Source organism: Anaerostipes sp. 992a (assembly GCF_001940245.1).
Lineage (GTDB): Bacteria > Bacillota > Clostridia > Lachnospirales > Lachnospiraceae > Fimousia.
Map to the genome: position 1 here is coordinate 95,973 of NZ_MJIG01000003.1, position 12,439 is coordinate 108,411.

General features: G+C 39.5%; 12 protein-coding genes. 11 read left to right on the top strand and 1 reads right to left on the bottom strand.

Annotated elements, in window-relative coordinates; genetic code table 11:
- The first annotated feature begins 31 nt into the window (after window positions 1-31).
- The 3 genes from BHF69_RS02130 to BHF69_RS02140 all read left to right on the top strand — a co-directional run bounded on the left by BHF69_RS02130 (window position 32) and on the right by BHF69_RS02140 (window position 3,591).
- Window positions 32-445 carry an endosialidase gene (locus tag BHF69_RS02130; RefSeq protein ID WP_075669439.1) on the top strand — a complete coding sequence of 138 codons (414 nt, stop codon included), beginning with the start codon at window positions 32-34 and terminating at the stop codon, window positions 443-445.
- A 9-nt stretch (window positions 446-454) separates the two neighbouring features.
- The gene (radA, locus tag BHF69_RS02135) at window positions 455-1,810 is read left to right on the top strand and encodes a DNA repair protein RadA (RefSeq protein WP_075669440.1); all 1,356 of its coding nucleotides are present in this window, start codon (window positions 455-457) and stop codon (window positions 1,808-1,810) included.
- 116 nt (window positions 1,811-1,926) lie between these two features.
- On the top strand, window positions 1,927-3,591 hold the full coding sequence (locus BHF69_RS02140) for a glutamine--tRNA ligase/YqeY domain fusion protein (RefSeq protein WP_075669835.1): 1,665 nt from the start codon (window positions 1,927-1,929) through the stop codon (window positions 3,589-3,591).
- A 41-nt stretch (window positions 3,592-3,632) separates the two neighbouring features.
- Here BHF69_RS02140 and BHF69_RS02145 read toward each other — a convergent pair whose 3' ends face one another.
- Window positions 3,633-5,138 (bottom strand): IS1182 family transposase, encoded by a 1,506-nt coding sequence (locus BHF69_RS02145; protein ID WP_075669441.1) that lies wholly within the window; start codon window positions 5,136-5,138, stop codon window positions 3,633-3,635.
- 145 nt (window positions 5,139-5,283) lie between these two features.
- Here BHF69_RS02145 and BHF69_RS02150 point away from each other — a divergent pair, with 145 nt between their 5' ends.
- From BHF69_RS02150 to BHF69_RS02185, 8 genes are all read left to right on the top strand, one after another.
- Complete coding sequence (locus BHF69_RS02150; protein WP_075669442.1) at window positions 5,284-6,447, top strand: aminotransferase class I/II-fold pyridoxal phosphate-dependent enzyme; 1,164 nt, start codon at window positions 5,284-5,286, stop codon at window positions 6,445-6,447.
- A 216-nt stretch (window positions 6,448-6,663) separates the two neighbouring features.
- Complete coding sequence (locus tag BHF69_RS02155) at window positions 6,664-6,939, top strand: co-chaperone GroES (RefSeq protein WP_075669443.1); 276 nt, start codon at window positions 6,664-6,666, stop codon at window positions 6,937-6,939.
- A gap of 16 nt (window positions 6,940-6,955) precedes the next feature.
- Entirely contained in the window at window positions 6,956-8,590 is a 1,635-nt protein-coding gene (gene groL, locus BHF69_RS02160) for a chaperonin GroEL (protein WP_075669444.1), read from the top strand.
- A gap of 523 nt (window positions 8,591-9,113) precedes the next feature.
- The gene (locus BHF69_RS02165) at window positions 9,114-9,575 is read left to right on the top strand and encodes a transcriptional regulator GutM (RefSeq protein ID WP_075669445.1); all 462 of its coding nucleotides are present in this window, start codon (window positions 9,114-9,116) and stop codon (window positions 9,573-9,575) included.
- 15 nt (window positions 9,576-9,590) lie between these two features.
- Window positions 9,591-10,133, top strand: a complete 543-nt coding sequence (gene srlA, locus BHF69_RS02170) for a PTS glucitol/sorbitol transporter subunit IIC (RefSeq protein ID WP_075669446.1) — start codon at window positions 9,591-9,593, stop codon at window positions 10,131-10,133.
- Window positions 10,134-10,158: 25 nt separating this feature from the next.
- A complete protein-coding gene (gene srlE / locus BHF69_RS02175; RefSeq protein WP_075669447.1) occupies window positions 10,159-11,166 on the top strand; it encodes a PTS glucitol/sorbitol transporter subunit IIB in 1,008 nt (335 codons plus the stop codon).
- A 131-nt stretch (window positions 11,167-11,297) separates the two neighbouring features.
- Window positions 11,298-11,660, top strand: coding sequence for a PTS glucitol/sorbitol transporter subunit IIA (locus BHF69_RS02180; protein WP_075669448.1), 363 nt, complete (start codon window positions 11,298-11,300; stop codon window positions 11,658-11,660).
- Window positions 11,661-11,733: 73 nt separating this feature from the next.
- A complete protein-coding gene (locus BHF69_RS02185; RefSeq protein WP_075669449.1) occupies window positions 11,734-12,384 on the top strand; it encodes an HAD family hydrolase in 651 nt (216 codons plus the stop codon).
- The last annotated feature ends 55 nt before the right edge of the window (window positions 12,385-12,439 follow it).

Sequence of the window (12,439 nt, forward strand, 5' to 3'; positions counted from 1 at the left end):
ATACATGCTTGATAATTAGGAGGAGAAAGACATGGCAGTAGTAAAAGATTTAATTACCGTTGAGAATGACAGCACATTAAGTTTTGGAGATTATTCTTTAACTGCAAAGACAAAAAAAGATAATTTTCAGTTTGAAGGAGATTTATATAAAATAAAAACTTATAAGACGATTACAAAATTAGAAAAGAATGGCATGATGATCTATGAATCTGTGCCAGGAACAACGGTACATAATTTTTCTGTGACCGATGCCGTGATGTCATTTTCAGTCGAGGGACCAGAAGATGCTCAGATTACATTAGAATTAGAACCTGAGATGGAATATAAAGTATTTGTGGATGATACCAATGTGGGAAGAATGAAGACCAATCTTGGTGGAAAGTTAAATATCAGCATTGAGATGAATCTAAATCAGGTGGTCAATGTAAAAGTAGTAAAATTATAGGAGGGTCTTATGGCAAAGGTAAAGACGGTTTATTTTTGCCAGGAGTGCGGATATGAGTCTGCAAAGTGGATGGGACAGTGTCCCGCCTGCAAGACTTGGAATACATTTGTAGAAGAACGGTTAGAAACTACTCAAAAGGGAGGGGCTAAGGCGAAGAAAGCATTAGCCTCTCCTATGAACATTATAGAGGTTTCTACAAAGGAAGAGGAGCGGATTCCGACTGGCATTCAGGAGCTGGACAGGGTACTGGGTGGCGGAATTGTAAGGGGTTCTCTGTCTTTGGTAGGCGGAGATCCTGGTATCGGGAAATCCACACTGCTTCTGCAGGTGTGCCGCAATCTGGCAAATTCCAAACGAAAGGTTTTGTATATATCTGGGGAAGAGTCTATGCATCAGATTAAGATGCGGGCGTCCAGAATCGGCACATTTAATGGAGAATTGCTGCTTCTTTGTGAAACGGATATGGATACTATAGCCGATGGTATCATAAAGGCAAAACCGGAATTTTTGGTCGTGGATTCCATCCAGACCATGTACTCCGAAGCGGTTTCCTCTGCGGCAGGAAGCGTATCCCAGGTAAGGGAAGTAACATCCAGACTGATGCGCATTGCCAAAGAGCATAATATTGCTATTTTTATTGTAGGGCATGTGACCAAAGAAGGGGTGGTAGCAGGACCCCGAACTTTGGAGCATATGGTGGATACGGTGCTTTATTTTGAAGGAGAACGACAGGCTGTCTACCGTATTTTAAGAAGTGTGAAGAATCGATTTGGCTCTACCAATGAAATTGGAGTTTTTGAGATGCATCAAAATGGGCTGATGGAGGTGGAAAATCCATCCCAGATCATGTTAAATGGGAGACCGGTAGATGCGCCAGGATCTGTAGTTGTCTGTTCCATTGAGGGAACCAGACCGGTGCTGATCGAAATTCAGGCACTGGTATCACCTACCAGCTTTCAGATACCGAGAAGAACAGCAGTGGGAATTGATTATAACAGGGTCAATTTATTAATGGCAGTTTTGGAAAAGCGGGTAGGTATGCAGCTGGGAGGATGCGATGCCTATGTAAATCTGGCAGGAGGCATGCGGCTGGGAGAACCAGCCATCGATCTGGGTATCATTATGGCCATTGCTTCCAGTTATAAGAATCAGCCACTTCCAGAAGATGCGATCATCTTTGGAGAAGTAGGGCTGGTAGGCGAAATCCGAGGAGTATCACAGGCGGAGCAAAGAATCATTGAGGCAGAGAAAATGGGATTTCATACGTGTATATTGCCAAAAGCGAATGTGGAGACTATGCGTGTTCAGACGAAGATGCGTCTGATCGGAGTCTCCAATGTACGGGAAGCACTGGATCAGATCTGAGCCAGCAGTGAATAGCAAGGCAGATGTGCCCCTTGAATTCAGAAAATGTTTATGATATGATTAGTTATCAATGCCAGAATAGAGCAGCAGGAAAAAGAAAAACTTTGGGAGGAACTATGATGGAAGAAACCATTTCAAAAAACTTTATAGAGCAGATTATCGATAAAGATATTGCAGAAGGAAAGTGTGCAAAGGTAGTGACACGTTTTCCACCAGAACCAAACGGATATCTTCATATCGGACATGCCAAATCTATTTTATTAAACTACGGATTGGCAAAAAAATATAATGGAAAGTTCAATTTACGATTCGATGATACAAACCCTACAAAGGAAAAGACAGAATTTGTGCATTCTATTTTAGAAGATGTGGAATGGCTGGGTGCTGACTATGGTGACGAATATTTTTATGCATCTGATTATTTTGATCAGATGTATGAATATGCAGTAAAGCTGATCAAAAAGGGAAAAGCCTATGTATGTGATCTGACACCAGAGGAGATCAGAGAGTACCGTGGAACCTTAACAGAGCCAGGAAAAAACAGTCCATACAGAGAACGTTCTGTTGAAGAGAACTTGAGTTTATTTGAAGCAATGAAGAATGGAGAATTCCCAGATGGAAGTAAGGTTCTTCGTGCCAAGATCGATATGGCTTCTGGGAATATCAATATGAGAGATCCGATCATCTATCGTATTGCGCGCATGCATCACCATAATACCGGAGATAAATGGTGCATCTATCCAATGTATGATTTTGCACATCCGATCGAGGATGCCTTAGAGGGCGTGACACATTCTATCTGTACTCTGGAATTTGAAGATCATCGTCCATTATATGACTGGGTTGTTCAGGAATGTGAATTCGAAAACCCTCCAAAACAGATTGAATTTGCGAAATTATATTTAACGAATGTCATTACCGGAAAGCGTTATATCAAAAAGCTGGTAGAAGAAGGAATTGTAGATGGATGGGATGATCCTCGTCTGGTATCTTTAAGCGCCTTAAAGCGCCGTGGATTTACACCAAGTGCGATCAAAACATTTATGGAGCAGGTAGGGGTATCCAAGAGTCAGAGTTCTGTCGATTATGCTATGCTGGAACATTTTTTAAGAGATGATCTTAAGATGACAAGACCGCGTATGTATGCAGTAACAGATCCGATCAAATTGATCATTACCAACTATCCAGAAGATCAGGTAGAGTATCTGACGGTGACCAATAATATGGAAAATCCAGACATGGGCACAAGACAGATGCCGTTTAGCCGCGAGCTGTATATTGAGCGTGATGATTTTATGATCGAGCCTCCAAAGAAGTACTTCCGTCTCTATCCTGGTAACGAAGTACGTTTGATGAACGCTTACTTCGTAAAATGTCACGATTATAAGACAGATGAAGCGGGCAATGTAATAGAAGTGTACTGTACCTATGATCCAGAGACAAAGAGTGGTTCTGGGTTTACTGGACGCAAGGTAAAAGGAACCATTCATTGGGTATCTGCAGCACAGGCTGTAGAAGCAGAGGTGCGTCTGTATGAAAATATCGTCGATGAAGAAAAAGGTGTATACAATGAAGATGGAAGTCTGAATTTAAATCCAAATTCACTGACAGTATTGCCTCGTTGTTATGTGGAACCAGCCTTAAAGGATGCAAAGCCTTTGGACAGCTTCCAGTTTGTACGAAATGGATATTTTAACGTGGATTCCAAGGATTCTACAGAGGATCATCTGGTATTTAATCGTATCGTATCCTTAAAAAGCTCTTATAAACCAAAAAAATAAAAGATCAAGAATTTACATGCCCTGTCATAAGACAGGGCATGTCAGACTGTAGACAAAGCTGGTGCTGGAGATAATCTCCAGCACCACTTTTCTATTAAAAATAACTTTTCTTTTATTTCTCGCAAAATAGTATAGGCAGTTGAGAATCTTCGTCCTCTTTGTGCCAGTATCCTGGCTAGCTTTTTCAGATTCATACACGCAAAAGTAAGCCCCGCCTTCATTTCCATCCGGGCTTTCCCTATGCTTTGTGTATATCGGAATCCGTGTTGTTCCTTGGCTGTTCCAAATATCCTTTCGATTGTTTCTTTCCTTAACTCATAAATCTGTTTGTTGCCAAGTGTATGCCGGATATCCTCCGCTTTCTCCATATATCCTTCCCACACATGACGGGTGACCACTTTTATATGTTCTTTACTTTCCGTACATCTGTGAAGATTTGGACAGCTGGCACATGTTTTTCCGCAGCTCCTGTACTCTCTGTAACCTTCCCTGTTTGTTGTATGATATGACAATATATGGTCTTCCGGGCATATGTAGCAGTCATAATACTCATCATAAACATACTCATATTTTCGGAAATAACCTTCCTTTGTCATAGGCCTTTTATATGGGAACAGAGGCTTGATACCATCTTCCATCAATTCACAGGCAATCGCTGGTGTACGGTAACCAGCGTCTGCTATGATCATATCTGGTGAATACATTTTTATCTTATCATATAATGTTTTGAATGTCCGGCTGTCATGTTCGTTTCCGGGATGGATGCTGTATCCAAGAATCCAGCCGTGTTTGTCACAAGCGGTTTCCACTGCATAAGCAAAAACATGTTTATGCTCACCTTTACGGAACCATCCGCTTTCCGGATCCGTGGTACTGCATTTCTGTGTTTTAACACCTTCCGGGATTTCCTCTTCTTTTGTCATATCGCCGTTTCCGCCGCTGGATGGAGGATCGTTTCTATCTTTTTCTTTTAAAGGCTTTTTTCCATGTGCTTCACGATCTCTGGTGATTTCTTTCTGCAGTTCCTCTTCATACCAGAGAGCCTGCTCATGTGCAATTTTTTTACGCATTTTTTTACTGTTTGCACATGCTTTCACATGAGTAGAATCTACAAAGATATGTTCCGTGTCCACCAGTTTAAATTTCATACAATCTTCCAATATCTTTGCAAAAATCTGTTCAAAAAGATCGGTATCTTTAAAACGACGCGTGTAGTTTTTCCCAAAAGTTGAAAAATGAGGAACCGGATCCAGCATGTCCAATCCGAGAAACCATCTGTAAGCAACGTTTACTTCTATCTCTTTGATGGTCTGCCTCATACTTTTAATTCCATAAAGATATTGAATGAAGGGGATCTTGATCAGCATGACAGGGTCCATGCTTGGCCTTCCGTTATCGGGGCAGTATTTTTCTTCAACAAGATCATATATAAAAGTCCAGTCAATGGCTTTATCAATTAAACGCAGCATATGGTTTTGGGGAACCATGTCATCCATACAGAACATTATCATCTGTTCCCTTTTTTTATCTGAATTTTTTGTCATCATAAAAAAACACCGCCCTTCTGATATTTCTATTATACCAGAAAAACGGCCATAAATGTAGAAAAGCCCGGCTTTTGCCGGGGCTTTGTCTACAGTCTGACATGCCCTGTCATAAGACAGGGCATGTCATATGTAAGGAGGAAATGAATTGAAACAGGCACAATGGCTTTCTCATTTTGAAACAGGGATTTTTGCAGCGTTAGATCAAAAGAGGGATGAATGGATCGCATCCGGAAAGAAGGTATATAATCTGTCTATTGGAACACCGGACTTTCAGCCGGCACCGCATATTATGGAAGCGATGACGGAAGCATGCAAAAAGCCGGAAAACTATGTATATGCCCTAAAAGATATGAATGAGACTCTAACGGCGGTAAAGGATTATTATAAAAAGCGTTTTGGAGTAGAAGTGACAACAGATGAGATTACATCGGTTCATGGTTCTCAAGAGGGAATCGGTCATATTGGCATGGCCTTGACCAGTCCTGGTGATTATGCGATTCTTCCAAATCCGGGATATCCAATCTTTGAAGCAGGAGCCTATCTTGGTGGTGCACAGTTGTATTTTTATCCACTGAAGAAGGAAAATGGATTCTTACCTGTTTTTGAGGAAATTCCAGAGGAAATTGCCAGAAAGACAAAGTTTATGATCCTTTCTTATCCATACAATCCGGTATGTGCGGTGGCCAACGATGAAGTATATGAAAAGGCCATTGCTTTTGCGAAGAAATATGACATCATTATCATTCATGATAATGCATATTCTGATATTATCTATGATGGCAAAAAAGGAAAATCATTCTTATCCTATGAAGGAGCAAAGGAAGTGGGAATTGAGTTTTTTTCTCTATCAAAGTCTTTTAATGTAACAGGACTGCGGATTTCTTTCGCTGTAGGCAATCGGGAAATTATTGATGCCATTAAGCTACTTCGTTCTCAAATTGATTTTGGTATGCCGATTCCAATTCAGAAGGCTGCAGTAGCTGCACTTACTGGTCCTCTTGATATGGTAAAGGAGCAATGCGCGGAATATCAGGCGAGAAGAGATGCTCTTTGTGGTGGTTTGCGAAAGATCGGATGGAATGTGCCGGATAGTCAGGGAACGATGTTTGTCTGGGCACCAATTCCAGAAAAGTTCCATTCATCAGAAGAGTTTTGCATCAGGCTGATGGAAGAGACGGGAGTCATCTGTACGCCAGGATATGCGTTTGGCTCTCTGGGAGAAGGCTATGTTCGATTTGCATTGGTGATGCCGCCAGAGAAACTTCGAGAGGTAGTACGGATCATCGATGAAAGTGGTATCCTGAAATAAAGTACATTCGCATGAAAAAGAAGAAAAGATGAGAAAAAAAGCGTATAGAAGAGAATAGAGAAGAATGTATTAGATTTTAAAAAGAATTTAAAGGTTATAAAAGTTGCGTTCTCTGGATAAATTAACTAATATAAGGATAGTTGTTAGCACTCAATGAAAAAGAGTGCTAATACTTAGAGAGGAAACCACTTATTTATATAAAAGGAGGCAATCAATATGAAATTAGTACCATTAGGTGACAGAGTTGTATTAAAACAGTTAGAAGCAGAAACAACTACAAAATCAGGAATTGTATTAGCAAGTTCTACACAGGAAAAACCACAGGAAGCAGAAGTAATTGCAGTAGGCCCTGGTACAGAAGAAGTAAAGATGGAAGTATCTGTTGGACAGAAAGTCATCTATTCTAAATATGCAGGAACACAGGTGAAATTCGACGGAGTAGAATACATCGTAATTAAACAGAATGATATCTTAGCAATTGTAGAAGCATAAATTGGAGGTTATCGACATGGCAAAAGAAATTAAGTATGGAATTGAAGCAAGAAAAGCATTAGAAGCAGGTGTAAATCAGTTAGCAGATACAGTCAGAGTTACTTTAGGACCAAAAGGACGTAACGTTGTATTGGCAAGAGCATTTGGTACTCCATTAATTACCAACGATGGTGTTACGATCGCAAAAGACATCGAATTAGAAGACGCTTTCGAAAACATGGGAGCTCAGATCGTAAAAGAAGTTGCAACTAAGACAAACGATGTTGCAGGGGATGGTACTACAACAGCAACAGTACTGGCACAGGCTATGGTAAATGAAGGTATGAAAAACCTCGCTGCCGGCGCAAATCCAATTATCTTAAGAAAAGGTATGAAGAAGGCAACAGATGCAGCAGTAGAAGCAATCAAAGACATGAGCAGTGTTGTAACTGGAAATGAACAGATTGCCAAGGTTGCAGCAATTTCTGCAGGAGATGAAGAAGTTGGACAGTTAGTTGCAGATGCTATGGACAAAGTTTCCAACGATGGCGTTATTACAATTGAAGAATCTAAGACAATGAAGACAGAATTAGATTTAGTAGAAGGTATGCAGTTCGACCGTGGATATTTATCTGCTTACTTCTGTACAGATATGGAAAAGATGATCTGTGAAATGGAAGATCCATATATCTTAATTACAGATAAGAAAATCTCTGTTATTCAGGACATCTTACCAATTCTGGAACAGATTGTTCAGTCTGGTAAGAAATTATTGATCATTGCTGATGATGTAGAAGGAGAAGCATTAACCACATTGATCGTAAATAAACTTCGTGGTACTTTCTCTGTAGCTGCGATCAAAGCTCCTGGATATGGTGACAGAAGAAAAGCAATGTTAGAGGATATTGCAATCTTAACAGGTGGTACTGTAATTTCTGATGAAGCAGGAATGGACTTAAAAGAAGTAACCATTGATATGTTAGGAACAGCAAAATCTATTAAGATCGAAAAAGAATCTACAGTCATCGTAGATGGTGCCGGCGATAAAGACGCAATTGCTGCACGTGTACAGCAGATTAAAGCTCAGATTGAAGAAACAACTTCTGAGTTTGACAAAGAAAAATTACAGGAAAGATTAGCAAAATTATCTGGTGGAGTTGCTGTCATCCGTGTCGGTGCTGCAACAGAAACAGAAATGAAAGAAAGCAAATTACGTCTGGAAGATGCTCTTGCAGCTACAAAAGCAGCAGTAGAAGAAGGAATCATCTCTGGTGGTGGCTCTGCTTATATTCATGCAACGAAGAAAGTAGCAGCATTGGCAGAAGGCTTAGAAGGTGACGAAAAGACAGGTGCTGGAATCATCTTAAAAGCTTTGGAAGCTCCATTATTCCATATTGCAGCAAATGCTGGATTAGAAGGAGCGGTTATTATTAATAAAGTAAAAGAATCTGAAGTGGGAACTGGATTTGATGCTTTAAATGGTGAATACGTAGATATGGTGGCAGCTGGTATCATTGACCCTGCTAAGGTTACAAGAAGTGCATTACAGAATGCAACATCTGTAGCATCTACATTATTAACAACAGAATCTGTAGTAGCTGATATTAAAGAAGAAGCTGCAGCAGCACCAGGTGGAATGCAGATGGCACCAGGTGGAATGGGAATGATGTAAATTCCATTGAAGAAATAAAATTGATCTAGAATCATAAGTCAAAGATCACTTTGAAGGGGCTGTGGAAAATGGAAATGAAATGATTTCATTTCCAGAGCACGGCTCCTTTGTTTTTGGGTCAATTGTTTTTTAGAAATAAAATTTTTCTGAGTGTACAAAAGCATCAAAGCTACACAACGATAAGTGAAATTGTCTGAAAAAACTGAAAATATGTATAAATTAGCCGGGAAAAAATGATTTTTCAGACGATTTTCTTAAATCTTTATAGCATTTGTAAAAAAAATATAAACTTTTTGGGTTGCTTTTTGTACAAAAATGTAGTATTATAAACAAAGAGAAAAGAAGTAGGGAGTTCAAAATGCAGATGTATGCAGAGAAGTCCCGTTTTTTTTGACAGAGGATGTAACACATCATAAAAACGGTATTATTTGAATGGAAGCATTTGACTGTGAGACTAACCAACTCATAGCCGTTTGGCAGGTTTGATGCAGACATTCGATAATATATATTAGGAGGAAAAAAGATGACAACTTATTTGCTGATTCTGATTATGTTTGCAGTCGCTTTCATTCTTCAGATTTTCCTAACCGGCTTTCAGATGAAGGGATTCAATTTGAATTATGCCCGTCTTCATCGCATGGGACGAGTGGCCATCGGAAGAAGCAGAGGAGGATTCAATGCAGGTGCCATCGCCATGTTTGCAGTAGACAAGAGAGGGAACATCTTAACCGGATGTTACCTGAAAGGAATTACGATTTTTGCCAAATGGAAAAATATCGATGATTTCAACGGCAGATATGTGGGCGGCCTGACGAAAGAGGATTGCGAGAAGTTATCACCACCAGCAAGAAAAGCCATTTTGAATGCCTCTGAGAACTATGTCACCATTATGAGCGGTGGTGAGGTAGTGAACCCGCCAAGCCTGTTTGGAAGAATTACAGGGTTTATAACGGGTAAAAACAGGAGAAAGAAAGCTCACAAGTAGAAAGGAGACGTTTTTATGGATTTTGTAGTTAAGTATGCTCAGGCGTTCATCAATTTATTTGATCTTGGTGGACAGACATTTGTAGGTTGGGTAACAGGTATTGTACCTCGTGTTTTAATGATTTTGGTAGCAATGAATGCGATCATCGCAATCATTGGACAGGAAAAAGTTAATAACTTTGCTAAATTCTGTGCAAAATCTAAATTTTTAGCATATTGTGTATTACCTTTTATCACTACATTCGTAATGTGTAACCCTGCATCTATGTCTATGGGTAAATTCTTACCAGACAGAATGAAAGTTGCTTATTTTGATTCAACATGTTTCTTCTGCCATACAAGTAATGGTTTCTTCAACCATATCAATGCTGGAGAATTATTCGTATACTTAGGAATTGCACAGGGAGTTATGGCATTAGGCTTAGACCCAACACCATTAGCAATCCGTTACTTATTAATCGGTATTCCTCTTAATTTCATGTCTGGATGTTTAACACATTTCACAACTGGAATTGTTATGAAACAGCAGGGTATTGAATTAAGTACAGAATTAGATTAATTGAATAAGTAAGGAGGATATTATAATGGCAGAATATAATGCAATTAAAATCGTAAAAGGTGCTGGCGGATTTGGTGGTCCATTAGTAGTAAAACCAGAAGAAGGCAAAGACAAATTAGTATATATCTGTGCAGGTGCAGAACCAGATATCGTACCTCACATCTGTAAGTTAACAGGAGCTACTCCAGTTAACGGATTTAAAACATCTGTTCCAGATTCTGAAATCTTCTTAGTAATCATCGACTGCGGTGGTACATTACGTTGTGGTATTTATCCACAGAAGAGAATTCCTACAATCAACGTTAACCCTGTAGGACAGTCTGGACCATTAGCAAAATATATTGTAGAAGACATCTATTGTTCAGGAGTTGGTGTGAATGAGATCACATTAGCTGAAGAAGGTGCAGAACCAATTGCAGCTGCAGCTCCAGAAGCAAAGGAAGAAAAAGAATATACATACAGCACAGATAAAAAAGTATCTGAAACAATGGCTGAATCAGGAAAAACCAATATTCTTCAGAAATTTGGTATGGGATGTGGTAAAGTTATTGCTACATTCAACCAGGCAGCTAGACAGGCTATGCAGACTGTATTAAATACAATCTTACCATTCATGGCATTCGTAGCTTTATTATCTGGTATTATCAATGGATCTGGATTTGGTAATGCATTTGCAACGATCTTAAAACCATTAGCAGGATCTATGCCAGGTTTAGTATTACTTGGATTTATCTGTTCTATTCCAGTACTGTCCTGTATGTTAGGACCTGGTGCTGTAATCGCTCAGATCATCGGTGTGTTAATTGGTAACGAAATTGCAAAAGGTAACATTGAACCTCAGTTAGCTTTACCAGCATTATTCGCAATCAACACACAGTGTGGATGTGACTTCATTCCTGTAGGTTTAGGTCTTGCTGAAGCAAAACCAGAAGTAGTAGAAGTTGGTGTACCTGCGATGTTATACGGACGTCTGCTCGGTGGTGTACCTCGAGTTCTGGTTGCTTGTGTATGTTCCATCGGATTATACAAATAAGATAAGAATTTATATATAATTTTCAACAAACTTAAGCTAGACATTTATGTCTAGCTTAAGTTATACTTAAGGGGTAGGGAAAAATCCAAAGATAATTTCCCGCGCACAAGATAAAAGAAGGGAAGATAGTTATGGGCAGAATTTATGAAAATAAAGTAACAGATTTAGGAAATCAGGTAGAGGCATTTATGGATGAAGGGATGTTCATTCTTTTTGGAGAGAATGCTCCAGATACATTAAAGGAATTTTGTTATACCATGAGTGTAAATCCAGTGAATGGAACTCTTTCATCAGGGCAGAAGCTGATTATTGATGATGTTTCTTATGAAATTACAGCAGTGGGGAGTCTGGCCCAGAAGAATCTTGAAGCTTTGGGACATTTAACCATTGTATTTAATGAAGCAACAGAAGCTGGTCTTCCTGGAAGTATTTGTGTGGAAGCAAAACCAGTTCCAACATTAGTCGTTGGAAGTGAGATCATAATTGAAGAGTAAGGTATATTTATATATGGAAGAATTGTTTGTAAGACAATTCTTCTTTTGCTATTTACAGATATAAGGAGAATTTATGATAAAAGCAGTGATATTCGATATGGATGGACTGATGTTCGATACAGAACGACTGGCAGTGCCTACATGGCAGAGGATTTCCAGAGAACTGGGGTATGAGATGCCTGCTGAATTTGTGATCAACATGTTTGGGAGGAGCGTATCTGCTATTTCTGCTGATATTAAGAAGACGTTTGGAGAGGAATTCGACACAGAGCTTGGTTGGAAGCTTCGGAAACAATATGTGACAGAGTGGATTGATAAACACGGTGTTCCATTGAAGCCAGGATTAAAAGAATTGTTGAAATATATCAGACAAAAGGGATTAAAAACGGCCATTGCTACTTCTACGGATTTGCATCTGGTGGAACATTATTTGAATCTTTCTGGGCTAACAGATTATTATGATGGAATTGTGACAGGTCAGATGGTGGCACAGGGAAAGCCAGCACCGGATATTTATCAGAAGGCTGCTCGGGTCATAAGCGTGAATCCAAAGGATTGTTTGGCTTTGGAAGATGCACCTGCTGGAATTCGATCAGCAAAGGCTGCAGGAATGCAGGTAATCATGGTGCCGGATATGGTAGAACCTACGAAAGAGCTTAAAAATATTATGACAAAAGAATGTCAGAGCCTGCATGAAGTGATTTCTTTTATCGAAGAAACGTAACAAAAAAGTAGGATTTTTGTCGTTGACAAGCGAATCCCTTTTTGTTATAGTAAAT

Coding starts and splice junctions, on each gene's coding strand:
- radA (WP_075669440.1), top strand. CDS start 455: ATGGCAAAGGTAAAGACGGTTTATTTTTGCCAGGAGTGCGGATATGAG.
- BHF69_RS02140 (WP_075669835.1), top strand. CDS start 1,927: ATGATGGAAGAAACCATTTCAAAAAACTTTATAGAGCAGATTATCGAT.
- srlE (WP_075669447.1), top strand. CDS start 10,159: ATGGCAGAATATAATGCAATTAAAATCGTAAAAGGTGCTGGCGGATTT.
- BHF69_RS02130 (WP_075669439.1), top strand. CDS start 32: ATGGCAGTAGTAAAAGATTTAATTACCGTTGAGAATGACAGCACATTA.
- BHF69_RS02155 (WP_075669443.1), top strand. CDS start 6,664: ATGAAATTAGTACCATTAGGTGACAGAGTTGTATTAAAACAGTTAGAA.
- groL (WP_075669444.1), top strand. CDS start 6,956: ATGGCAAAAGAAATTAAGTATGGAATTGAAGCAAGAAAAGCATTAGAA.
- BHF69_RS02180 (WP_075669448.1), top strand. CDS start 11,298: ATGGGCAGAATTTATGAAAATAAAGTAACAGATTTAGGAAATCAGGTA.
- srlA (WP_075669446.1), top strand. CDS start 9,591: ATGGATTTTGTAGTTAAGTATGCTCAGGCGTTCATCAATTTATTTGAT.
- BHF69_RS02165 (WP_075669445.1), top strand. CDS start 9,114: ATGACAACTTATTTGCTGATTCTGATTATGTTTGCAGTCGCTTTCATT.
- BHF69_RS02145 (WP_075669441.1), bottom strand. CDS start 5,138: ATGATGACAAAAAATTCAGATAAAAAAAGGGAACAGATGATAATGTTC.
- BHF69_RS02185 (WP_075669449.1), top strand. CDS start 11,734: ATGATAAAAGCAGTGATATTCGATATGGATGGACTGATGTTCGATACA.